This is a genomic window from Blautia caccae, assembly GCF_040095955.1.
Taxonomy (GTDB): domain Bacteria; phylum Bacillota; class Clostridia; order Lachnospirales; family Lachnospiraceae; genus Blautia; species Blautia celeris.
Genome location: NZ_JBBMFP010000001.1, coordinates 53,424 through 77,888 on the forward strand (window position 1 = coordinate 53,424; position 24,465 = coordinate 77,888).

Below are 24,465 nucleotides of genomic sequence, written 5' to 3' on the forward strand. Positions count from 1 at the left end.
CTCCACCCCCTTAATTATGTATAATTCCCTTATGGGATCATCTTTATAAATCTTTCAGCGATTCTTCCAGCTGTTTCTCAAAGTCAAAATCCTCCTCTGAAACATGCTCTACAGGCGCTGCATCCTGTTCCAGTGTTTCTTCATCTAAATCGTCCAGATCACTGTCATCTGACTTCTTATTAGATGAAAATTTCTTCACACTCTTCTTGGTCTGTGACACAAGAGATTTCGGTACTGCTTTTACATAATAGACATATTCGTCATCCTCAAACTGGGTCACTTCACTTCTTGAGTAATCCACTCCCAGTACAAAAAATTCAATGACAAGGCCGATCAATGCGGAAACCACACCGGCAATGATAACGCTGCCCATCTCCATGCTGATGCTCATGAACATGCTTCCGAACAACATCAGAACAATGTACACTACCGCACCGGTAACCACTGCGATCCTCCAGGAATAGTCAAAGGAGGAACGGCGGATCAGGTACACCAGCAGGGTGACTGTTGCAAACGCTATGATCGCCAGCCACATTTCCTGATTCTTCACCAGTCCGTCCAGTAAGATCTGAAGCTTCTGGACAGCCTCTGTCTCTTTTCCCTGCAGTACCCCTGCCTTGTCTTTTACAAGACGCATAAAGTAATACAGAATAACGCCGCAGCCTGCGGGCACCGCACTTGCAGGTCCGCGTAGAAGACCGCAGCCGATGGGTACGGCTGCCGGAATATGAAAGGCAAAGGACACCGGAGTCAGCACAAGAGCCACGTTATCTTTGGATGTAAACCGCAGGAATAATATCATCAGCAGGATCATAAGAAGCAGAGCAAAACCTGCGACCTCGATTCCCACTGCATAGCAGTGGCCGATGATCAGGACACAGCCCAGGATCGTCATGGTATTGACGGGCATAACGGAACATAAAAGGGCCAGAATCAGGACAACAAAAATATTATCCAGTTTGCCCATGAATCCCAGTGTGGTGTTGATCCCCTTGAAAAGACCGAATGCCAATATAAACTTCAGGATCGGAAGAATCCAGGTGTCATGCTCCCCGTAAAATTCCTTGATTTTCTGTTTCAATATCAGTAACGCTGTCATGCGCCTTTCCTCCTTCCGGTCAGTCTCCCGGCTCTCTTTTCTTCTCTGTCATATATTTTTTTCAGCTGTCCCAACTCTCTGTAATACTCCTCCACGCCTTTCTGAGCGCTTCTGTATTTGACGGAGCAGTAGATATAAGTCAGAATGGTGTAGGCCACAAGCAGTGCGATATAGATGATGATAATTTTGATTCCCAGAGAAAACAGGTCTATCTTATGCAGATTATCCATCATATATTCGCTCTTATACCCAAAGTAGACAGCCAGCAGCAGCACATAGGCGATGGTCGTGATAAAAAAGTTCTTGATCATTGCAAGGCCTATATAATCGCTTCTGTAGTAATTGCTGATTGACAGATCTTCTCTGCCCTTACCGGATTCGTAAGCAGCTAATTTCCTCATTTTCTTGATTTTCTGTTCATTTAACATAAGCTTCCTCTACTTCCTGTGAAAACAATGCTTTTATATGTACTCACAGTTTACTATAATTATGCCCCAAAAGGCTGTCTGCAATTTATGGCACAACAAATGTGCCACTTACTGCATTTCCTAAATGGCATCCCACAAATACGGCACTCTATGGACACCGCACAGTCTGTTTTGATTCTTTCACAAAACCACGGACTGTATGGACGTACCGTCTTATGACACATGAAACAGCGCAATACCGGGATGTACCGGACATGCCATTCTATGTATACAACTTGCATTATAGCATAAATAAAGTAGGCGAATCAAGCCTTATCAGCAGAAACCTGTCCCTATGGCTGCGGTTAAAAAATATACCTGTTCCGCACCGGCTGCTTTCAGGGCAAGGCTTACACCGTCCACAGTACTCCCTGTGGTGTAGATATCATCTACGATCAATATTTTTTTCCAGGGAAGTCTGGTTTTCGTCACGGCAAAGGCGCTGCGAAGATTACTTCTCCGCTCCTTGTCGTTCAGCTCTTTCTGGGGTTTTGTATTGATTTTTCTGATCACAGTTTTTATATCTACGGGAATCTGCAGTGCTTTTCCTATCTCCGCGGCTATGATCTCTGCCTGGTTGTACCCTCTTTTCTCCATTCTTTTCGGATGAAGCGGGACAGGGATCAGCACTTCCACTCCCCAGAGGCGGATCTGTTCCCCTGCAATTGCCGCGGCATATCTGCCGTAAAAACGGCCGTACTCCTGCCTTTGATGGTATTTTAACTGATACAGGGATTTTGAAAGAACTGAACCGTAGGAAAAAATACTGATTCCCCGGTCATAAGAATGTTTTTTCGATGCGCAGTCATAACAGAACTCTGACTCACTGTCCGCCAGGGGCTTGGAGCACTTAAAACAGCGCGGCCCATGGATGGGCACCAGTTTATCCACGCATTCCCGGCATATGGTCCTTCCCCTTGGAACTGCAATGTCATGGCAGACAGGGCAGCGCCTGGGATAGACCATATCAAGGGCAAAGGATGCTAACAGCTTTCCTTTATCCGCAGATCCAGAGTGGTATAACGGCTTTGTTCCATCTGGTTTTTTTCCATTTCCCAAAAAGTATTTTCATCTCCTACCAATGTCACACACTTTCTCGCCCTTGTCACGGCTGTATAGAGAAGATTTCTGTTCATCAGCATCCTGGGGCCTCCCAAAAGCGGAATCACCACCGCAGGGTATTCACTTCCCTGTGATTTGTGGATGGTAATGGCATAGGCAAGCTCCAGCTCATCCAACTGCTTGAACGCATACTCCACAAAGCGTCCCTCATCAAATTCCACGGTGAGGGTCTCCGCAAAGGTGTTGATCTCCCGCAGGATTCCTGTATCCCCGTTAAAAACACCCACGCCTTTTTCCACCGGAATGCCGTATTTGCCGCGGACCTCCCATTCGGTCTGGTAGTTGTTCTTGATCTGCATGACCTTATCACCCTCGCGGAACAAGCCGCTGCCGTGCTCCCTCTCCTTCTTGTCAGGAGAAGGGGGATTCAGATACTGCTGTAGAATGCTGTTCAGACGCTCTACACCCAGAAGCCCTTTCCGCATAGGAGTCAAAACCTGGATATCATAAGGCGTTGCATCTACAAACTTTGGCAGTTTCTTCTGGATCAGGGTGATGACAACACTGATGATCACATTGGCGTCATACCGCTTCAGGAAGAAAAAGTCCATACTTTTATTATCCAGAACAACGGGGACACCCCGGTTGATCTTATGGGCATTCACCACGATATCACTCTGGGAAGCCTGCCGGAAAATCTTGACCAGTTCCACAACCGGGAATTTTTCAGAACGGATGATATCTTTGAGTACACTTCCGGGCCCTACACTTGGAAGCTGGTTCACATCCCCGACCAGAATCAGCCGGGTGCCCGGCGTAATGGCCGAGAGCAGTGCGTGCATAAGAAAAATGTCCACCATGGACATCTCGTCAATAATAACAACATCCGCCTCCAGCGGATTCTGGGCATTGCGCTCAAAGTGGATGCTGGCAGAGGAGTCATCCGGCATTCCGCTGAGTTCTAAAAGCCGGTGGATAGTTCTGGCCTCATAGCCTGTGGTCTCTGTCATACGCTTTGCGGCTCTTCCCGTGGGAGCGGCAAGACAGATGTCCACGCCTTCCAGCTCATAGTAACGGATGATCGCATTGATGGTGGTTGTCTTTCCTGTACCGGGGCCACCGGTGATAACCAGCAGGCCGTTTTTCACAGCCTCTACGACTGCCTGGCGCTGCTTCTCATCCAGCTCTACATTTCCGCTTTTCTCAAGGCGAACAAGCTGTGCTTCCATCCTCTCCTCATCCACGGTATCCTCTAAGGCCAGTTCTTTTAACATCTGTGCCACATGCAGCTCCAGCTGGTAATACTGGCTGGCATAGATGACCGGTTCCGTCTGTGCCCCTTCCCTGAGCGCAACCTCTTTTACTACAATCTTTCTGTCTATAGCCAGATCCATAATATGTTTTTCCATATAAGCGGCTGCAACGCCCAAAAGGGCAGATGCCCGTTCCAGCAGAATGCGCTGTGGAAGGAACACATGCCCCTCTGCAGTTGCCTGCAGTAATATGTATAGAAGACCGCTTCGGATACGGTAATCGGAGTCTGTATGGATGCCGATCCTGGCAGCGATCTCATCTGCCATCTTAAATCCCACTCCGTCAATATCCTCAGCCATCTTATAGGGATTCTCCCTTAGTATGCCGTACATTTCGTGTCCATACTGATTGAATATCTTAGCTCCCAGTGAAAGGGAAATGCCGTATTGCTGAAGAAACATCATGGCTTTCCGCATATCCGCCTTCTCAGACACCTGAGCAGCGATCTCCCGGGCCTTCTTCTCACTGATGCCCTTGATTTCTGCCAGCCGCTCCGGCTCCTCCTCCACGATACGCAGAGTGTCGTCCTTGAAACGCCTGACAATCCTGGCGGCAAGAGCCGCTCCGATCCCTTTGATGGCACCGGAACCCAGGTATCGTTCCATGGCCATGGAATCCTGGGGCACAACGGTCTCATAGGAGGTGACGGAGAACTGCCTGCCGTAGGACGGGTGTTCTGTGTAATGTCCATAGGCTTTGATGGTTTCTCCTTCACTTAGATACTGAAAACTGCCCACACAGGTCAGCTCTTCCTCCTCAGCAATCACAACCATAACTGTGTACCCGTTATCCTCATTCCGGAAGATAATATGGTCCACATATCCTTCTATGGTTTCTTCCATAACTTACCTCATTTGTTTTATTTCCCGTTTATCTTGCTCATAAGCTCCATGTACTGGCCTGTGCCGATGGCTACAGCCATAGCAGGCTCTTCTGCCACCACGGTGTTGATGCCTGTCTCTTCCTCGATCAGCGTCTCCAGCCCACCCAAAAGTGCACCGCCGCCGGTGAGGACAATACCCCTGTCAGCCACATCTGCTGCCAGTTCCGGAGGAGTTTTTTCCAGAATTCCATGTATGGTCTCCATAATTTGTACCGTTGCGTCCTTTAAAGCCTCTCTGATCTCCTCGGAGGTGAGGGTTATGCTTTTGGGAAGCCCCGTGATCGTATCACGTCCCTTCACATCCATAGTCTTCGGCTGCGGATGGGGATAAACGGTTCCTATCTGGATCTTCGCATCCTCTGCGGAGCGCTCGCCGATCATCAGATTGTGCTTCTTCCTTACATAACGCATGATAGCCTCATCGAAATTATCGCCTGCCACTTTAATGGAAGTGGATACTACTGTCCCGCCAAGGGAGATCACCGCCACATCTGTGGTACCGCCGCCGATATCCACGATCATGTTGCCAAAGGGCCTTGTGATATCAATACCTGCCCCGATAGCCGCAGCAATCGGCTCCTCGATGATGTTCACTTCTCTGGCGCCTGCCTGGTACGTGGCTTCCTCCACAGCTTTCTTCTCCACCTCTGTCACACCGCTGGGTACGCAGATGCTGATGCGGGGTTTTCGGAAAGCTTTCTTGCCCATGGCTTTGGAGATGAAGTATTTGAGCATTTTCTCTGTCACCTCATAGTCAGAGATAACACCCTGGCGCAGGGGGCGCACCGCCACAATGTTGCCGGGTGTTCTGCCGATCATCTGCCTTGCCTCTTCTCCTACTGCTCTTATTTTATTATTATCTTTATCGTATGCAACTACGGATGGTTCTTTCAGTACAATGCCTTTTCCTTTTGCGTAAACCAGTATACTGGCCGTTCCCAGGTCGATTCCAATATCTGTCGCTGCCATAGAATACCCCTTTCTATATTTGGATATCAGTGTTCTGCCCGGGATGTCTGTCCCGGGCCCACCGATATTCTTCATTATACCCAACTTGTCCCGAAATGAAAAGGGGCAATCAATTCAAATATTTTGACACGTAACGACCTGTGTAGGAGACAGGATTCGCCGCCACCTCCTCCGGTGTACCGGAAGCTATCACGGTTCCCCCTTTATCGCCGCCTTCCGGGCCGATATCTATGATATAATCCGCAGTTTTTATCACATCCAGGTTGTGCTCGATGACAACCACTGTATTCCCGCCCTCTGCCAGACGCCGGAGGATCTCAATAAGCTTGTGCACATCCGCAAAATGCAGACCTGTGGTAGGCTCATCCAGAATATAGATGGTCTTTCCTGTACTTCTCTTGCTCAGTTCTGTTGCCAGCTTGATCCTCTGCGCCTCACCTCCGGACAGTTCCGTGGAAGGCTGGCCCAGGCGGATATAGGAAAGCCCCACATCGTAAAGCGTCTGGATCTTCCTCTTGATAGACGGAAGGTGTTCAAAGAATGTGAGCGCCTCCTCCACCGTCATGTTCAGCACATCGTAAATGCTTTTCCCTTTATATTTCACTTCCAGAGTCTCTCTGTTGTAACGTTTTCCCTGGCAGACTTCACAGGGAACATACACATCGGGAAGGAAATGCATCTCAATTTTCAAAATACCGTCACCACTGCAGGCCTCACACCTGCCGCCTTTTACATTAAAGCTGAATCTTCCCTTTTTATAGCCTCTGGCTTTTGCGTCCGCGGTGGTTGCAAAAAGGTCGCGGATCTGGTCAAATACACCGGTGTAGGTTGCGGGATTGGAACGCGGCGTTCTTCCGATGGGTGACTGGTCAATATCAATAACTTTGTCAAGCTGCTCCACCCCTTCAATGCATTTATGTTTTCCCGGAATGACTCTGGCCCGGTTCAGTTTCCTTGCCAGGCTCTTATATAGGATTTCGTTGATCAGAGAACTTTTGCCGGAACCGGAAACACCGGTCACGCAGGTCATGACACCTAAAGGAATTTTTACGTCTATATTTTTCAGGTTGTTTTCAGAAGCGCCCCGTATGGTCAGAAAGCCGTTGGGTTTTCTTCTCTCCTCAGGTACCGGAATCTTCATAGCCCCGCTTAAATACTGGCCCGTAATGGAGTTTTTATTTTTCATCAGATCTTCCGCTGTACCGATTGCCACAAGCTGGCCTCCGTGCTCTCCTGCGCCGGGACCGATATCCACAATGCAGTCTGCCTCCCGCATGGTATCTTCATCATGCTCTACCACGATCAGAGTGTTTCCCAGATCCCTCAGGTGCTTCAAAGTGGCAAGGAGTTTATCGTTATCCCTCTGATGCAGACCGATACTTGGCTCATCCAGAATATAGGCAACCCCCACAAGGCCGGAACCGATCTGAGTTGCCAGACGTATCCTCTGTGCTTCACCACCCGACAAAGTGCCTGTTGCACGGGACAGAGTCAGATATTCCAGCCCTACATTCATCAAAAATCCCACTCTGGCACGAATCTCTTTTAAAACCTGCTCACCGATCATCTGCTGGGTGGAGGTGAGCTGCAGTTCGTTCAAAAATACCTGCAGCGCGCGGATGGACATGGATGTAACCTCATGTATATTTTTATCCCCGACTGTCACTGCCAGAGCTTCTTTTTTCAGACGCTGGCCTTTACAGGTCGGGCAGGGGGTAATACGCATAAAGGATTCGTACTCCTGCTTGCTGGACTCCGAACCGGTCTCCCTGTAGCGGCGCTCCACGTTTTTCACAAGTCCCTCAAAGGCCACATCATAAATACCTTCTCCCCGCTGCCCCTTATAGTGGACCTTTATCTCTTTTCCGTGGGTCCCGTTTATGATCACGTCCTTTATCTTATCCGGATATTCCTCAAAAGGCGTATTCAGGTCAAAGTGATATTCCTCCGCAAGGGCATCCAGAATCGCTCTTGTAAAGCTGCCTTTATCTGTGCAGGACTGCCAGCCCAGCACCACAATAGCGCCCTGGGCAATACTCAGACTCTGATCCGGTATCATCAGATCCACATCGAATTCCATCTTATAACCCAGACCGAAACAGGCAGGGCAGGCACCAAAGGGATTATTAAAGGAAAAAATCCTCGGCTCAATCTCATCAATACTGATACCGCAGTCAGGGCAGGAAAAGCTCTGGCTGAAATTTATCTGGTTTCCATCCATAGTATCCACAATGAGAAGGCCGTCAGCCAGATTCAGCACATTCTCAATAGAATCCGTGAGTCGCTTTTCAATCCCTTCTTTCACCACAAGGCGGTCCACAACGATCTCAATATTGTGCTTAATATTCTTATCCAGCTTGATCTCCTCACTGAGTTCATAGAGATTGCCGTCAATCTGCACGCGCACATAACCGCTCCGCTTTGCCTGCTCCAGAAGCTTGGCGTGAGTCCCCTTCCTTCCTCTCACCACAGGTGCCAGAAGCTGAAGCTTGGTCCGCTCCGGCAGACCCATGATATGGTCAACCATCTGGTCAACCGTCTGCTTTTTGATCTCTTTTCCGCATTTCGGACAGTGCGGGATACCGATTCTGGCATAGAGCAGCCTGAAATAGTCATATATCTCCGTAACGGTGCCAACCGTGGAACGGGGGTTCCTGTTGGTGGATTTCTGGTCAATAGAAATAGCCGGAGAAAGTCCCTCAATACTCTCCACATCCGGTTTTTCCATCTGTCCCAGGAACTGTCTGGCATAGGAAGACAGGGATTCCATATATCTCCTCTGTCCTTCCGCATATATCGTATCAAATGCAAGAGAACTCTTCCCGGAACCACTCAGCCCGGTAAGCACCACCAGCTCATTTCGTGGAATATCCACATCCAGATTCTTCAGATTATTCTCATTTGCTCCGCGTATTTTGATAAATTGGTTGTCATGTTTTCTTACTGCCATTTTTATCTCCTTATTCGTGATCAGCGCAACAGTTTCTATCAGATTCTCATCCCCCAACACAGCGTCATACCCACTGCACGTGAGACCGAAAGCTGCCAATTTCAGGGAATGTATGTTTGTTTTTATGCTACCTGCCATTATATCATATGCATTATACATTTGCAAACATATGTTCAGACAGATTTATTGTAATGGCAGAGTAGACGGGATGTCGGAGGAGTCTGCGGGGCTCCTTTGGCAGCCCTGTTTTTCTCTACCGGAAGAGAAAAATACAAAGCCGAATTGTAACGGTCACATCCGGCAGAATAACCCCTATGGCTCAGAGAACGTCAGAAAGGAAATAGGAGGGGGCCGGGAGAGGGAAATGCCTGTGAGCGATGTCTTAGTGGAGCGCCGCGGAGATCCACCTGCCCCAGTTACTTAATGAAGAGGCCCTTGCCGATGAATTTAGTAAATGGGAGCAGGTTAGCTCCGTGGCAGCGGAACGCTTCGCTCACAGGCATTTCCCTCTCCCGGCCCCCTCCTATTTCCTTTCGTCCGCCCTCATCCCCCAAATAAAAAAACCGTTACAAAAAAGGCCCCCGCTACCCGCGGCAAGCCTTTTTACATTTACATCACACAGACGCATGCTGAATATAGGTTCTACACTCCTTCTTATTTTTATTCTGATGCTCAGAACAGATATACTGCATAATATCCCGTCTCGTCACAATACCTATAAAATTCTTCTGGTCATCAATAACCGGTACAAAATTCTGCCGCATAGCCTTGTCCAGCAGATCTTCCATATCCGAGTCCACACGCACCGGCGTATAATTTGCCCGCCGCTTGAACGCAGTGATCGGAATTTCCTCCGCAGCCTTTAAATTCAGGTCGCCGCGGCTTTTCAGCCCCCAGAGTAAGTCTCCTTCTGTAATCGTCCCCACATATTTTCCATTCTCCCCGATAATCGGAATACATGAATACCGGTGATATTCCATCTTTTCCAAGACCTGCCTTAAACTGAAGGTGTCATAGATATAGGCCACATCACTCTTCGGAGTGAGAAAAAATAAAATATTCATTATACCCTCCCACACTGTCATACAAAACGGCCGTTATTACCTGCCGTTTCAACATATATTTCCTTTCTTTATTCTGACACATTCTATATTAATTTTCCAGAGATAAACTGTAAAACTTTATTAAATTTCTATAACCTGTGTTCACAAACTCCCGCGCCTGACTTATCAGTCAAAGAGAAATTCCGAGAGGACAGCATTGCTTAAAAGTACCCCTTCTTTTGAGAGATACAGCCTGTCCTTTTTTTCCAGCAGCATTCCGTTTAACAGAAGCTTATCCAGCGCTTTTTCATATACCAGTTCAATATCCCGGCCAAAGACCCGGCGAAATTCTTTTTTTGAGATTCCCCTTGTCTTGCGAAGCCCTAAAAACATGAATTCCTCCATCTGCTGAGGCTCCTCCAAAAACTGTACGTCTGTGCGCATGGTTTTCGGTTCCCCGCATTTTTCCAGATATGTTTTCATATCCCCGGTATTGCTCATGCGGATGTTCCTGACCATGGAGGCAGCGCCCAGGCCAAGGCCCAGATAATCACCGCGCTCCCAGTATTTCAGATTATGGCGGCACTCCCTGCCCTCTTTCGCATAATTGGAAATCTCATACTGGCGGAATCCGTACGCTGCAAGCACCTCTGCGGTCACTTCGTAGATAGCCCTGCTTGTCTCCTCATCGGGAAGAAGCTCCGGATGTCCGGCATACTTCTCATAAAAGGGTGTACCCTCTTCCAAAATGAGCTGGTATACGGAAATATGTTCCGGGGAAAGCTCTGCGGTTGTTTCCAGCTCCTCTCTCCAGGACGCTTCTGTCTGTCCCGGCAGGGAGGAGATCAAATCCACATTGATGTTCTGAAACCCTGCTTCTCTTGCCAGATGATAGCTCTCCAGAAACGCCTCGTAGGTATGAATCCTGCCCAGCAGCTTCAGATTACTGTCCCTGACAGACTGCAGCCCCATACTCAGGCGGTTGATACCACAGTTTTTATAGGTCTGCAGTTTCTCTGGGGTCACAGTGCCCGGATTCATCTCCATGGAGATCTCCGGCATTCTTTCTATATCAAAGGTGTCCCTTACTGCCTGAAAAATCCGCTCTGTCTGAGGCGCTTCCAGACAGGAAGGGGTGCCTCCTCCCACAAAAACCGTGGAAACCCTGTAACCTTTTGCAAAATCCCCGTAGCTTCGGATTTCTTTTTCCAAAGCCTGTACATACGCTTCTTTCTCCTCCCCGGTTCCCGATGCGGATAAAAAATCACAGTATCCGCATTTTTGTATACAGAAAGGGATGTGAAGATACAGCCCCAAATCTTTTTTCATCTTGTCTTCTCCTGTATTTCTGAAAATTCTGTAACTGTTCAGTCAGGTCTGCGCATTTACTGCGCTGACCGTGCAAAAGAGTAGTGGCGGCAGGTATTCGCCCCATCGCGAAGCGATTTTTAATGGGCGAATACCCGTAACGATTCAGCTGGCTGAATCGTTACAAAATCCTATTTATCGTCCAGCTTCAGAACGCTCATAAATGCCTTCTGCGGAATCTCTACATTTCCTACCTGGCGCATACGTTTCTTTCCTTCCTTCTGCTTCTCCAGAAGCTTTCTCTTTCGGGAAATATCGCCGCCGTAACATTTCGCCAGCACGTCTTTTCTCATGGCCTTCACGGTCTCACGGGCAATGATCTTGCTGCCGATGGCTGCCTGAATGGGGATTTCAAAAAGCTGTCTGGGAATCTCCTCCTTCAGCTTCTCGCACATCTTCCTGCCGCGCTCATAGGCAGAGCCTTCAAACACGATAAAGGAGAGGGCATCCACTTCCTCCTTGTTCACCAGAATATCCAGCTTGACAAGGTCACTGCGCTCATATCCCAGCATCTCGTAGTCAAAGGACGCATATCCTCTGGAACGTGATTTCAGGGCATCAAAGAAATCATAAATAATTTCATTGAGAGGCAGATGGTATTTCAAAAGAGCACGAGTGGTTTCCATATATTCCATGCCCTGATACTGCCCGCGGCGCTCCTGGCAGAGATCCATAATAGGGCCGATGAAATCTGTAGTCACCATGATTTCTGCTTTTACCATAGGTTCTTCCATGTATTCGATCTCAGAGGGGTCAGGCAGATTGGATGGGTTGGTCAGATCCATCATCTCACCGTTGGTCTTGTGCACTTTGTAAACAACGCCCGGGGCAGTTGTTACCAGGTCCAGGTTATATTCCCTTTCCAGACGCTCCTGGATGATCTCCAGATGGAGCAGTCCCAGAAAACCGCAGCGGAAACCAAAGCCCAGCGCTACAGAGGTCTCCGGCTCAAACTGCAGGGAGGCATCATTTAACTGAAGCTTGTCCAGGGCATCCCTCAAATCCTGGTACTTGGAGCCGTCCGCGGGATATACACCGCAGTACACCATGGGGTTTACTTTCTTGTAACCCGGAAGAGGCTCTGCACAGGGGTTTTCGTCGTCTGTTATGGTATCACCCACGCGGGTATCTTTTACATTCTTAATACTGGCAGTGATATAACCTACCATGCCGGCAGACAGTTCGTCACAGGGAAGAAACTGTCCCGCTCCGAAGTAGCCCACTTCCACTACTTCCTCCACAGCGCCGGTTGCCATCATACGGATTTTCGTACCTTTTTTTACGCTTCCTTCTTTGATCCTGCAGAACACAATGACACCCTTGTAGGAATCGTAAACAGAATCGAAAATAAGAGCCTGCAGAGGTGCCTGGGCATCTCCGGCGGGTGCCGGTATCTTCTCCACGATCTTCTCCAGAACTTCCTCAATGTTCAGTCCCATCTTGGCGGAGATCAGAGGCGCATCCTGGGCTTCTATACCGATGACATCCTCAATCTCATTTTTCACTCTGTCCGGTTCCGCACTGGGAAGATCTATTTTATTGATGACCGGAAATACATCCAGGTCATGATCCAGCGCCAGATAGACATTTGCAAGAGTCTGGGCTTCAATGCCCTGGGCGGCATCCACCACCAGAATGGCGCCGTCACAGGCTGCCAGACTTCTGGACACCTCATAGTTGAAGTCCACGTGGCCCGGCGTGTCGATCAGATTGAAAATATATTCCTCTCCGTCTTTTGCCTGGTAGACAATGCGGACTGCCTGGGACTTGATGGTTATGCCCCTCTCCCTCTCCAGATCCATGTTATCCAGAACCTGGGACTGCATTTCCCTCTCTGTCAAAAGTCCTGTCTTTTCAATAATCCGGTCCGCCAGGGTGGATTTTCCATGGTCTATATGTGCGATGATACAAAAATTACGGATTTTACTCTGGTCAACTCCTGCCACTGCTTGATTCCTCCTATTGTTTTTCTCTATCTCTTCTCAAAATACGAATATGGTTACTTTCTTATTCTTACACTTTAAATGGGCTTCCTGCATTTCACAGCAAGCCCATGTTAGTATAGCACGAAGGTTTAGGGGGAATCAAGCATTTCTTCGCCGTTCATTCCCCTTTTAAGACTTTATTCAGCACGTCCGCCAAAGGTTCCATGGCATTCATTTCTTCCTCCACGGTATTGGTCTGTGCACCGCATTCCACAAGAAGGGCTTTTGGCCGCAGATGGAGATTATAGCGGTAGCCTCTCAGATAGATGGTGCGCAGCCAATCCGGGTAATACTGCTTTGCCTGAAGCGCAAGCTGCAGGGAGAATGCCAGATTATCCTGAATGTAGGGATTCGGCAGATATTCAATATCCCCGTTCTGGTTGGTGCGGCTCAATCCGTTGAAAAACATAATTTTGGCCGTTGGCTTCCCGTTCACGTCCGTAACCAGATGTTTGTCGTCCGGCACACCGTCTCTGTGCAGGTCAATGACCACTTCCACACTGGGATTTTCCTCCAGCACCTGGCTGATTTTATCCTGGGCGTAGTTGTAGGCTTTATTTCTGTCCAGTTTTCCGTCCACAATGTCAAAGGTATCTGTCACATGGAGCACATTATAGCCGTATGTATCTCTTAAAAGACGAACCAGATATTCTCCCACCCCCACAATGCTGGTACTGGGGTCTCCCGGGTTGGAATCAATGAATTCTTCCTGGGAATGGCTGTGATACACCAGTATCTGCGGCTGATCATTTCCTGTTGTCATTTTCAGATCCTCCGACACAAGGGCCGGGGCGTTTAACTGGTCGCTGTTGATGCTGGTGGTCTTGTCAATGGTGTAAAAATTGCTGATCACATAGTCAAAATCCTGGAACATATCAAGGGAAATGGGATTTACTATGGCATTGGCCGCAGAAGCCTCTGCCTGCCCGCCATCACCCGCGTCTGCTGTCTGTGCATTCTCTTTGGCTGCATCCTGCAGAGCTTCCGTATTTTCCGCGCTTTGTTGGTTTTCACTCTGAGCATCCACGCCCCCTGTGTTTTCCTCGCCGGACCCCACAGGACCTGCCTCCTGGTTTTCTTCCAGAAGTTTTGCCTCAAGAAAATCGGAATTTTCCTCCATGATCTTTTTGTCTGTCTCCCGGTCCTTCTCTGTCTCTTCCATCTCCTTTGCCTGGATGGTCCCCAGAAACGGAAGCTGTTCCTCCACTTTGCTGCAGAGCCACTCCACAGGCGTCTGGGTCTTGACCCCTTCCGTCTCCAGGATTCCCGGCAGGTATGCCTCTATGGCTTTCTCCTGGGCATCCCTGCACATGTTCACCAGCGTTTTTTTATCTAAAGACATTCCTTTTATGAGAATATATGCTCCAACAGCACATAAGAGCAGCCACAACACAATCCGCAGAAGCTTTCCATCATCCATCTTCTTCACCCTATCACCTCATATCTATATATGAGACAACTTACATGAATTATGCGTCTGCGGAGAAAAAACAGGGACGTGTCTTTTTCCTTATGCCTGCTCAAATGCCATGTTCAGTCCCTCGGAAATGGTGTAGGACAGGCGTTTCACGGTCTCATCCACATCTTTTGGAGTTACAAACATGCTGTGGAGGGATGGTGCGATCATTTCTTCCAGAAATTCTTTTTTCTCAGACTCTTCCAGGGTATCCAGCAGGTGAGCCATGGAATCCTGCACGATGGTGGCTGCATCCACCACAGTCGGCACGCCGATGCCGATCACCTTTACGCCCAGAGTTTCCTCACTCAGCCCGTTTCTGTGGTTTCCCACACCGGAGCCGGGATTGATGCCTGTATCCGTGATCTGAATCGTCCGATTCAGGCGTTTTGTGCTGCGGGCTGCCAGGGCATCCACGGCGAACACCACATCCGGCTTCGTCTCATCCACCACACCCTTGATGATCTCCAGAGTTTCCATGCCTGTCTGGGCCATAACACCGGGTACCAGGCCGCTGATACTGTTGGCATATTCCCTGCCCATGCTCTGCACTCCGTACTCCTGTATCACGTGACGGGTAATGCGCAGATTGGAGACCACATCAGGCCCCAGAGCATCCGGTGTCACCTCCCGGTTTCCAAGGCCCACCACCAGGGCGGTCAGCTCTTTTTCCATAGGAACCAGCTTTCTGATATGTTTTGCCAGCTCTTTTGAGATCTCCCTGTGATAATCCTCATCCGGCACAGACATATTCGGAGCCTCCAGCGTTATATAAACACCCTGAGGACGTCCCATGGCTTTTGCCCCGTTCTCTGTCTCAATTTTTACGGTTGTGGTGCGGATATCTTTCTCCTCATTGTAGTCCTCCTCGATGATCACACCTCGGATTTCCACATTGTCCTCCTCGAATTTCTCTTTTGTTTCCAGTGCCAGGTCCGTGCGTATTCTTCCTAAAGCCATATCCAACCTTCCTTTCCAGGGGTATTTGTTCCTATTTTTTGCATTTTGGGGGATTTTATGTATTGACATTTACAATTAAATCAACTAGAATAAAAAAGCATGTGGTACCGGCGTGTCCGTGTCTAACCGGTACAAAACCATAACAAACGATAGAAAGTGCGTTCTGCGTCTTCCTATTGTCACGAATAAAAAATAATATTGAAAACAATTTTGGAGGTGTACGGTTTGGCAAATATTAAATCCGCAAAGAAAAGAATTTTAGTAAACAAAACAAAAGCTGACAGAAATAAATCTATCAAATCAGCAGTGAAAACTTCTATCAAAAAGGTAGAAGCAGCAGTTACAGCAAAAGATAAAGAGGCAGCAGCAGCAGCTCTGCAGAACGCTATCTCTACTATCGACAAAGCTGCATCCAAAGGTGTTTACCACAAAAACAATGCAGCAAGAAAAGTTTCCAGATTATCCAAAGCTGTAAACGCACTCTAATCATATAGACAGAACATTTAAAATCCCGGCTGCCCGTCATCAGCCGGGATTTTTTTATCCCGCAAAATACCGGCATCCGGACCATGGCAGCGTCTTTTCATGGCCGGATGCCGGCAGCGGTTCAGGCTGCTTAGCTGCTGCTGAATTTCACCAGCAGAAGTTCCACACTCATCACATCATTCATATATCCTGTCTTTACCTTTGCCTCCGTCTGCACACATTCCTCCACAGCGGCGCGCAGCTCCTCTGTGCTGTACCTGTGGGCATACCCTGCATAATTTCTGACCACAAAAGGCTGAAGCCCGGTCCTCTTGGCAATGGCAGGCTGGTCATATCCCTCCCGGGAAAGCTCTTTCACCTGCATGATCAGGTTAAACTGCCGGGCAAGGAGAAAGAGGAGCCTCATGGGCGGCTCTTTTAAGGAGAGCAGGTCATAGTACAGATCCAGTGCCCGCTTCTGCTTCTTCTCCGTCACAGCCTTGATCATGTCGAAAATATGGTTTGTGATCTGGGTGGTGCATACCGCCTCAATATCCCCGGCTGTAATGACGTCCCTGCCCATGGTATAGCAGAGAAGCTTTTCCAGCTCTTTTTCTATGTTTCCCATATCTGTTCCCGTCTTTGTCAGAAACAGTTCCATATCCCCCTGGGTTATCTTCTTTCCTTCCCGTTTCATCATGCCTAAGACCCAGCGCATCAGGGTCTGGGAATCCTGCTTTGCAAACTCCACGATTCTGCCGTATTTCTTCACAGCCTTGAACATCCGGCTCCGCTTGTCCACTTCGTCCTCCACAAAGATCATGCAGAGGTAATCCGGCAGTTCCGCCATATACTCCGGCAGATCTGTGCATTGGTTTTTAAAAAATCCTGTATCCTCCAGCATGATCACTCTTCGGTCAGCGAAAAAAGGCATGGTCTCCGCCAAATCGATCACACTCTTCGGCTCTGTCTTCTTTCCCTCGAACATGGAAAAATTCATGCTGTCGTCTTCCGGCAGCAGCGCTGCCTTCATTCTATGTTTATACTGCTGTTTCAGATAGGCCTCCTCTCCGCAGAAGAGATAAACCTTCTTGAAATCCTGGTTTTTTATGTCTTCCTGTAAACTTTTCATTTAGATGCTCCTTTTTATTCCGACAAGCTGCATCTCCCTCATCAAAGTTAAATTCCCCACAAATTATGACGCACAGCTTGCCGACGGCATTTTCAATCACATTCTAGTTTACCATGGATTTTTTATGCTGAAAAGACACTTCTGTTCTTTTTCCGTCCGTCACAACAAATACTGCCCCCCAATCCTTTGTCTGAAACACCTCCACCTTTTCCTCCTCCAGCCGTTCCATCAGCTCTCTGTGCGGATGCCCGTATCGATTGCCCTCCCCGCAGGAGATAATGCCTGCCACAGGCTTCACAGCCTCCAGAAAACGGATGGATGTGGAGTTTTTGGAGCCGTGGTGCGCCACCTTTAAAAACTGGCACGCTGTCTGTTCCTGTTCCAGAATCCCGGTGACAGCCGTCTCCCCGCTTCCTTCCGTATCACCGGTGAAAAGCGCGCCGAACTTCCCGCAGGTCAATCTGAGAACCTGGGAGTTCTCGTTGCTCTCCCCTTTTGTATCTATGTAGGGATAGAGACAGCGCAGTTCCATCTCTCCCTTTCTGATCCTGTCCCCGCTGTACAGATAAAAAATACGGCAGCCTGCTTTTTCTCCCGCCTGCTTCATTTCCGCCAGCTTCTCCTGTTTCTCCCCGCACTCTGATAAAAAAATCTTATCTATCCGCAGAGAGGTCTCCCGGTTTTTGACAGCTTCCAGCAGCTCCGCGATTCCGTTTATATGGTCATCATCCATATGCGACAGAAAGATCCCATCCACCTTTCTGATTCCCATACACTTTAAAAACGGCAGAATCCTGTAATTTCCCACACCGGATACACTGCTGCTGCCGCCGTCTATTACATATGTCTTTCCTTCAAACCTGACGACAGAACAGTCTCCCTGCCCCACATCCAGAAATGTGATCCGCAGTTTTTCATCCGGAATTTTTACAAACAGCAGGAAACATCCCAGGAGCACGGGAAGATACCGCAACTTTCTATACTTTTTCCCCCACTCCTTTCCCCGGCAATACCGAACCCACACAGCCAGTAAAATATAATACACAATGATTTTCCACATATGCGGCCTTCCCGTGATCACCGACGCAAAGGGGATTCCCTGCAGCCACTCACCAATCTTAAGATAAACTTCCAGAAGAAAGGCACCGGGAAGCATCAGCATTCTCCCCAAAAGAGGAACTGCCAGGCCGGACAGACAGCCAAAGAGCCCTGACGCCAGCACGATTCCCACAGTGGGCAGCACCAGCAGGTTAACCAGAATCCCGAAAACAGGCAGTTCATAAAAAAAATACATCTGTATGGGAATGGTGGCAAGCTGCAGGGCAAGACCTGATTTAACTCCCAAAACCAGCCTGCTTTCTTCTTTCTTTTCCACAAAAGCCGGATAGATCACAGCCAAACCCAGAATTGCTCCAAATGACAGCAAAAATCCACTGTCATACAGATAACCAGGACTTTCCAGAAGAAGCAGCACTGCCGAGAGGGACAGGGCGGAAAGCAGATCGTATGTCCTGCCCACTGCCATTGCCCCAACTGCCAGGGAAAACATGATCACTGCCCGCATGGCAGAAGCGCTGCTGCCTGTGAAGATTCCGTACTGTATCATGAGAAAAACAGAGATTCCTCCCGCCCCGGGAACCGGCAGACGCAGTTTCCGCAGTATCCGGTACAGCCCCCATCCCAGAAAAGAAAGGTGTGTTCCGCTGATGGCAGCAATATGAAGAACTCCGTCCAGCCTCAGCAGCATCTGGTTCTCCCGGCCGATCTCCTGCTTTTCCCCCAGCATCATAGCACAGAAAATCCCCCCGGTGCGTCCGGGCGCAAGCTGCAGTATCTTCTCTTTCAGAAAAGCCTTTGCCTCACAGCGCAGCGCGTCGAAAGACCGTGCATCCGCCCCAACAGTCTCAAGACTTCTGCCCTCCAGATACCATTTAACTTTTCTTGCGTAATAATAGCTTCGTTCATTGAACTGTCCCGGGTTGGATGGCAGGGGAATCTGCTGCAGGTCCCCGGTAAGGCGCACTTTCATACCCGGCATCACTGTACTTTTTGCCAGTTCATTTTTTATATTTACTTTTACCTGTTCCATGGAATATTGGTTGGAATCACTTAGAATTTTTACTTGTCTGAGATATAGAATGGTATAAAAAGAATTGTTTTTTGTCTCATAAACCCTGCCCTCCAGCACTGCTCCGTCCGGACTGCAGCCCTCCGGCAGAACCGGGGGAGCGTTCCCGAAAAAGGGAACTCCCGCCAGGCTCAGGCACCAGATAACTGCCATAAAAAGCAGGGCAAAGGCACAAAGCGGCCGTTTACTCATCTGACGCGTCCTCCACTAAACTGTAATCTGCCTTATAAAGCTTATCCAGGCTCATGCTCTCCCGGAAAGTCACCTTTGTCTCTCCCTCCACAGATATCTGCACACCGTGGATTTTACAGGCGTCCATCAGGGAATTGACAATGGAATACACAGGCAGTTCCTGCTGTACATTCATACTCTGGTTCATAAAGGTCTTGTCCAGATTCACATAACAGACACCTTCCACAATGGACACCCCTAAGATCTTGGTCTCCTTGGAAATTGTGGGCTTGGCATCCGAATCACCGGGCGGCCCCTTTATGAGCAGCTCCACGATTTTTTTCTCCAGCGGGACATTAATGCTGTAATACCCGCCTCCGTTTGTCACTTTCACCAGCTTGTCACCGGCCTCGTTGGCAAAATACAGATTGACATCTGCATAGACATAGGAATTGGGGTTCTCCCCCTCATTTTCCACAAAGGTTTCCTTGTCCATCGTGCCGTAGACATTGCCGTTTGAATCCGTAAGCGGCTCCCCGCCCATCAGAAATGTCACATTGATGACCCCCGGAATCTGGGTAAAGGATTTCACGATTCCCGCGCGGACAAGAATCTCTCTTGTATTTTTCATCTTTGCATAGGCATCGTTAAAATTCAGCACAACACCGCGCCCGTCAAATTCATATTCCAGAATCTTCACATCATCGGGAAGCAGTTTCATATAATCATCACTGTCCACAGGCTCTGTCAGTTTTTTCGCCATCTCGCTGACCATACTGGCAGTCACCCGCTCTTCCGGTACATAATCATCCTCCACCAGCGATTCCTCCGTGGGTGAGAGATAATACATACTGTATTCTGCTTTCTCTGTATTTTCCTGTCCTTCCTGCTCCCCGCAGCCTGCAAGAGCGCACACTGCCAGCAGAAGAATCCCCATAAGTCCTATTTTCTTCAACGCTGCCACCTCCTTTTACGCGATATAGGTCAAAGGAATTCTCACAGAGAAGGTGGTTCCTTTATGCTCTTCACTTTTTACTTTTATGGCGCCTCTGTGCATAACAATGGCATTTCTGGTGATGGCAAGGCCAAGACCGGTACCGCCGATCTCTCTGGAGTGGGATTTGTCCACCCGGTAAAATCTCTCAAAGATCCTGTCAATACTCTCCTCCGGAATACCAATGCCGGAATCCGCCACTGACACATAAAAATACTTGTGGTCCGCATTCAGCGTGACACGCACCCATCCGTCCTCCGAATTGTATTTTATACCGTTCTCCACCAGATTGGACAGGGCAAGACTTAATTTCACCTCATCCACCTCCGCCACCACAGGCCGGTAGCTCTCCAGGATCAGTTCCACCTGCTTTGCCTCGGCGATTGGCTTTAGCCGCTTCAGGATGTTCTCCAGAAGCTGATTGATATTGATTTCCGCAATATTCAGGTCGGATGCCTTTTTATCCATCTTTACAAGAGAGAGAAGATCTGTGATGATCTTATTCTCCCTGTCGATCTCCACAGCAATGTCCTGCATAAACTCCTGATACAGCTCGACCGGCACATTCTCCTGACCCACCAGGGAATCTGCCAGAACCTTCATGGATGTCATAGGGGTCTTCAGCTCATGGGACACATTGGATACAAACTCCTGTCTGGATTCATCCAGAACCTTCATTCGGCTCAGCATCTTATTAAAGGCGTTGGTGATAAGCTCCGTCTCTGTGTAATCCGGCACCGATATCTCCTCATCCAGATACCCGTCCGTCAGATCCTCAATGGACTTGGTGACCCTGGAAAACGGCTTCACCAATATACCGGCCAAGAAATATCCCAGCACCACCACAAGCAGACAGATGGCAATGAGAAGAAGATTTCCCCTCTGTTCCAGCATGTCAATACTGTCCGCGATCTCGCTGGTGGAAATGCTGATTAGCATGACACCCTTCACCTTTTTCTTACCCGGAATGGTCAGAGGGCTTGTCAGCTCTATATAGGAGTTCTTCTTATCGTAATGGGGCGTATTTTTCTCCCCCTCAAAGCACCGGATCACCTCTTCAGAGAGCACATATCTTCCCACATCAATGTCAAACGTATCCTTAATGACCCGGAAGTCCTCATTGATGATCAGGATTCTTCCGTTGTAAATGGCAGAGAGCATGGAAAGCTCGTTATTGATCACATCAGATTCCGGATGATTCAGATAATCCTCCTTCATAAGCTGGTTGCCCAGAATATCACACTGATTCTTCACATTGACTGTCCGGATATCCACAGCCCGGTTCTCGTAACTGTTCACAATGACATTTTCCACGATAATACTGGGGACAATGCCGATGACTATGAGGATCAGCAGAATCCGAAACCGCAGACTCTTAAAAAATGTATGTTTTATTTTTTTTCCAAACAACTTCACTGACTCCCTTTTTCCTTATACCTGAAAATAGTATCCCACACCCCATTTGGTATGTACATACTTTGGCTCGCTGGGAGTCTCCTCGATTTTCTCTCGCAGACGCCGGATATGTACGTCAACGGTACGCACATCTCCCGGATATTCATATCCCCATACCAGATTCAGCAGATTCTCCCTGCTGTAAACCTTGTTGGGGTTCTTAACCAGAAGTTCCAGGACGTCAAACTCTTTTGCTGTCAGGTTGACTTCCTTATCATTTATAAAGACTCTGCGGCTCTCGCAGTCCAGACGCAGATCTCCCACTGTGATGGAGCCGGAACGCTCCGCCTGCTTATCATCCTTCTTGGTCCGGCGCATAATTGCCTTGATGCGGGCCTTTACCTCTAAAATATTAAACGGCTTGGTGATATAGTCATCCGCACCGTATTCAAGCCCCAGAATCTTGTCCATATCCTCACCTTTTGCAGTCAGCATAATGATGGGTACCTGGGAAAATTCACGGATCTGCTGGCAGACCTCCAGTCCCGTCATTTTTGGAAGCATAATATCCAGAAGGATCATATCATAGCTGTTCTCCCTGGCCTTCTCCAGCGCTTCCTCCCCATCGTACGCGCAGTCCACTTCCATATTATCCTGCTCCAGGCTGAAACGGATTCCCTTTACGATCAATTTCTCATCATCAACAACCAAAACTCTTTTACTCATTTAATTATCTCCTCATCCTTAAGTTTACCCGTTATACAGGACTATATCTCAGTAAGAAATATAGTTTTTTATTTTTTCGTATGTCTTGCCTTTGATGCCGGGCACCTGCTTTATATCCTCCGCAGATGAAAACTCCCCGTGTTCTTCCCGGTAGGAAAGGATCGCTTTTGCCTTTACCTCCCCAATGCCGGGAACTGTCTGCAGTTCCTCCTGGGATGCTGTGTTGATATTTACCCGGCCCGGTTCTCCTGCTGCTTCATCCGCTTTTGACTCCGCACCGTTTCCTGATGCCAAAGCCGTATCCTCCCCGGCACTTCCCGGGTTCTGTCCGGCTTCCCGAAAAACCTCTGTCTCTTCCCTGGTATAGATCTGGATCCGGCTTCCATCAGACAGAACAGCCGCCTGATTCCACCAGTCCTCATCCGCATCCTCTGAAAATCCTCCCGCAGCCGCAATCCCTTCATAGAGCCGCGCCCCTTCCTTCAGATAATACACACCCGGCTGGTTTACGGCACCGCACAGGAAGACGCAGATCTGCTGCGGGGCGGCGTCCTCCTCCGGAACATCCGGTTCTTTCCCCGAATCTTCCTTTTTTTCAGGTTCCTGTACTCTTTCCTCCTGCTTTGTCTTATCTTCCGACAGCAAAAGGGTTTCCTCCTGTCTCTGGCAGGATGAAACAGACAGCACGGACAGCAGAAGCAGTCCGATCCATAACTTTTTATTCATTACAGCATATCTCCTTTCAGCAATAGGCTAAAAGGTTCCCAGTATGCATAACTATTTCTATTTTATCGAATTTACTGACATATTACAATATCAAATTCTATAAGTTTTCCCTCTTATTGCTTTATGAGGCAAAAAATGATATGATAAAAACAATTATTCAGAACGTAAGAAGCAGCAGACACGAGGAGGGTCCAGTATGACTCACAACCGTATATTCCATCTGCTATGCGGTATTTTAGCTGTTCTGTGTCCCGTACTGATTCTGGCCTCCTGTTCTTCCGCCAGCGCATCGTCCGGCTCCACAAAAAAATCCAGCACTTCCCAAGCAGAGAAAAAAGAAACGGTACGTCCCAATACGCCAAATGTCCATATGCCCGAGGCCTCAGGAACCGCCGTACTGGGAGCAGAGCCCCTGATCGTCGACGTCTCCCACACAGACCAGGGCTATATTATGGCTCAGTATACAGGTGATGCGGATAAGGCCAATATACAGATTGACGGGCCTGACGGCATAAATTACAAGTATTTCATAACCTCCGGTCCCTATGTGACCATGCCCCTTACATCCGGGGACGGCTCATACACCATAAGCACATATGAAAATATAACCGGCGACAAATACGCAACGCTCTACAGTGAAACCATTGATGTAAAGCTGGAGAGCGACTTTATTCCCTATCTGTACCCGAACCAGTATGTGGATTTTACCCCTGAAAGCAAGGCGGTGAAGACAGCGCAGGAACAGGTAAAGACAGCCACCTCAGATCTGGATGCTGTGGCTGACATTTATTACTATGTTACAGAAACCATATCCTATGATGAGGAGAAGGCCAAAACCGTCCCCACCGGATATCTGCCGGATCTGGACGAGACGCTTACTTCCTGCAAAGGCATCTGCTTTGACTATGCCTCCCTGATGGCTGCCATGCTCCGCTCCCAGGATATCCCCGCGAAGCTGGAGATCGGATATTCCGGAAAGGTATACCACGCGTGGATCAGCGTGTATATCAAGGATGTTGGGTGGATCGACAATATCATTGAATTTGACGGCAAAAGCTGGAAACGCATGGATCCCACCTTTGCCTCCAGCAATAAAAACAGCAAAAAGATCTTAAAATACATTGGTGACGGAAGCAATTATACCGTACGGTATACCCGTTAGAAAGGAGCAG

At 48.6% G+C, this 24,465-nt stretch carries 19 protein-coding genes; 2 read left to right on the plus strand and 17 right to left on the minus strand.

Going from position 1 to position 24,465, the window contains the following annotated elements:
• Positions 1–43: 43 nt before the first annotated feature.
• The 11 genes from WMO65_RS00210 to gpr all read right to left on the minus strand — a co-directional run bounded on the left by WMO65_RS00210 (position 44) and on the right by gpr (position 15,556).
• Positions 44–1,099 carry a hypothetical protein gene (locus tag WMO65_RS00210; protein WP_148393379.1) on the minus strand — a complete coding sequence of 352 codons (1,056 nt, stop codon included), beginning with the start codon at positions 1,097–1,099 and terminating at the stop codon, positions 44–46.
• Positions 1,096–1,527 (minus strand): hypothetical protein, encoded by a 432-nt coding sequence (locus WMO65_RS00215; RefSeq protein ID WP_033143036.1) that lies wholly within the window; start codon positions 1,525–1,527, stop codon positions 1,096–1,098. The genes WMO65_RS00210 and WMO65_RS00215 overlap by 4 nt, the downstream gene beginning before the upstream one ends.
• A 315-nt stretch (positions 1,528–1,842) precedes the next feature.
• Complete coding sequence (locus WMO65_RS00220; protein ID WP_243128845.1) at positions 1,843–2,625, minus strand: ComF family protein; 783 nt, start codon at positions 2,623–2,625, stop codon at positions 1,843–1,845.
• Entirely contained in the window at positions 2,550–4,784 is a 2,235-nt protein-coding gene (gene recD2 / locus WMO65_RS00225; protein ID WP_148393380.1) for an SF1B family DNA helicase RecD2, read from the minus strand. Before recD2 ends, WMO65_RS00220 begins: the two co-directional genes overlap by 76 nt.
• Before the next feature lie 17 nt (positions 4,785–4,801).
• Positions 4,802–5,794 carry a rod shape-determining protein gene (locus tag WMO65_RS00230; RefSeq protein ID WP_018598499.1) on the minus strand — a complete coding sequence of 331 codons (993 nt, stop codon included), beginning with the start codon at positions 5,792–5,794 and terminating at the stop codon, positions 4,802–4,804.
• 109 nt (positions 5,795–5,903) lie between these two features.
• Entirely contained in the window at positions 5,904–8,744 is a 2,841-nt protein-coding gene (gene uvrA / locus WMO65_RS00235) for an excinuclease ABC subunit UvrA (protein WP_033143076.1), read from the minus strand.
• Positions 8,745–9,358: 614 nt separating this feature from the next.
• Entirely contained in the window at positions 9,359–9,808 is a 450-nt protein-coding gene (locus WMO65_RS00240; protein WP_033143032.1) for a CBS domain-containing protein, read from the minus strand.
• A gap of 165 nt (positions 9,809–9,973) precedes the next feature.
• A complete protein-coding gene (hemW, locus tag WMO65_RS00245) occupies positions 9,974–11,116 on the minus strand; it encodes a radical SAM family heme chaperone HemW (RefSeq protein WP_148393381.1) in 1,143 nt (380 codons plus the stop codon).
• A 170-nt stretch (positions 11,117–11,286) separates the two neighbouring features.
• Complete coding sequence (gene lepA, locus WMO65_RS00250; RefSeq protein WP_033140197.1) at positions 11,287–13,101, minus strand: translation elongation factor 4; 1,815 nt, start codon at positions 13,099–13,101, stop codon at positions 11,287–11,289.
• A 157-nt stretch (positions 13,102–13,258) separates the two neighbouring features.
• Positions 13,259–14,560 carry a stage II sporulation protein P gene (locus WMO65_RS00255; RefSeq protein WP_207727925.1) on the minus strand — a complete coding sequence of 434 codons (1,302 nt, stop codon included), beginning with the start codon at positions 14,558–14,560 and terminating at the stop codon, positions 13,259–13,261.
• Positions 14,561–14,650: 90 nt separating this feature from the next.
• Positions 14,651–15,556, minus strand: coding sequence for a GPR endopeptidase (gene gpr, locus WMO65_RS00260; protein ID WP_033140199.1), 906 nt, complete (start codon positions 15,554–15,556; stop codon positions 14,651–14,653).
• Between the two features lie 225 nt (positions 15,557–15,781).
• Between gpr and rpsT the strand changes: the two genes are divergently transcribed.
• Complete coding sequence (rpsT, locus tag WMO65_RS00265; RefSeq protein ID WP_018598507.1) at positions 15,782–16,042, plus strand: 30S ribosomal protein S20; 261 nt, start codon at positions 15,782–15,784, stop codon at positions 16,040–16,042.
• A 130-nt stretch (positions 16,043–16,172) separates the two neighbouring features.
• Here rpsT and holA read toward each other — a convergent pair whose 3' ends face one another.
• From holA to WMO65_RS00295, 6 genes are all read right to left on the minus strand, one after another.
• A complete protein-coding gene (holA, locus tag WMO65_RS00270; RefSeq protein ID WP_148393382.1) occupies positions 16,173–17,153 on the minus strand; it encodes a DNA polymerase III subunit delta in 981 nt (326 codons plus the stop codon).
• Between the two features lie 103 nt (positions 17,154–17,256).
• Positions 17,257–19,473 carry a DNA internalization-related competence protein ComEC/Rec2 gene (locus WMO65_RS00275; RefSeq protein ID WP_148393383.1) on the minus strand — a complete coding sequence of 739 codons (2,217 nt, stop codon included), beginning with the start codon at positions 19,471–19,473 and terminating at the stop codon, positions 17,257–17,259.
• Positions 19,466–20,407 (minus strand): GerMN domain-containing protein, encoded by a 942-nt coding sequence (locus WMO65_RS00280; RefSeq protein WP_181014499.1) that lies wholly within the window; start codon positions 20,405–20,407, stop codon positions 19,466–19,468. The genes WMO65_RS00275 and WMO65_RS00280 overlap by 8 nt, the downstream gene beginning before the upstream one ends.
• Before the next feature lie 15 nt (positions 20,408–20,422).
• Positions 20,423–21,856 (minus strand): sensor histidine kinase, encoded by a 1,434-nt coding sequence (locus tag WMO65_RS00285; protein WP_033140201.1) that lies wholly within the window; start codon positions 21,854–21,856, stop codon positions 20,423–20,425.
• 21 nt (positions 21,857–21,877) lie between these two features.
• A complete protein-coding gene (locus WMO65_RS00290; RefSeq protein WP_033140202.1) occupies positions 21,878–22,567 on the minus strand; it encodes a response regulator transcription factor in 690 nt (229 codons plus the stop codon).
• A 48-nt stretch (positions 22,568–22,615) separates the two neighbouring features.
• Entirely contained in the window at positions 22,616–23,293 is a 678-nt protein-coding gene (locus WMO65_RS00295) for a ComEA family DNA-binding protein (RefSeq protein ID WP_148393384.1), read from the minus strand.
• Between the two features lie 196 nt (positions 23,294–23,489).
• Here WMO65_RS00295 and WMO65_RS00300 point away from each other — a divergent pair, with 196 nt between their 5' ends.
• Positions 23,490–24,455 carry a transglutaminase-like domain-containing protein gene (locus tag WMO65_RS00300; protein WP_033140204.1) on the plus strand — a complete coding sequence of 322 codons (966 nt, stop codon included), beginning with the start codon at positions 23,490–23,492 and terminating at the stop codon, positions 24,453–24,455.
• Positions 24,456–24,465 lie beyond the last annotated feature (10 nt).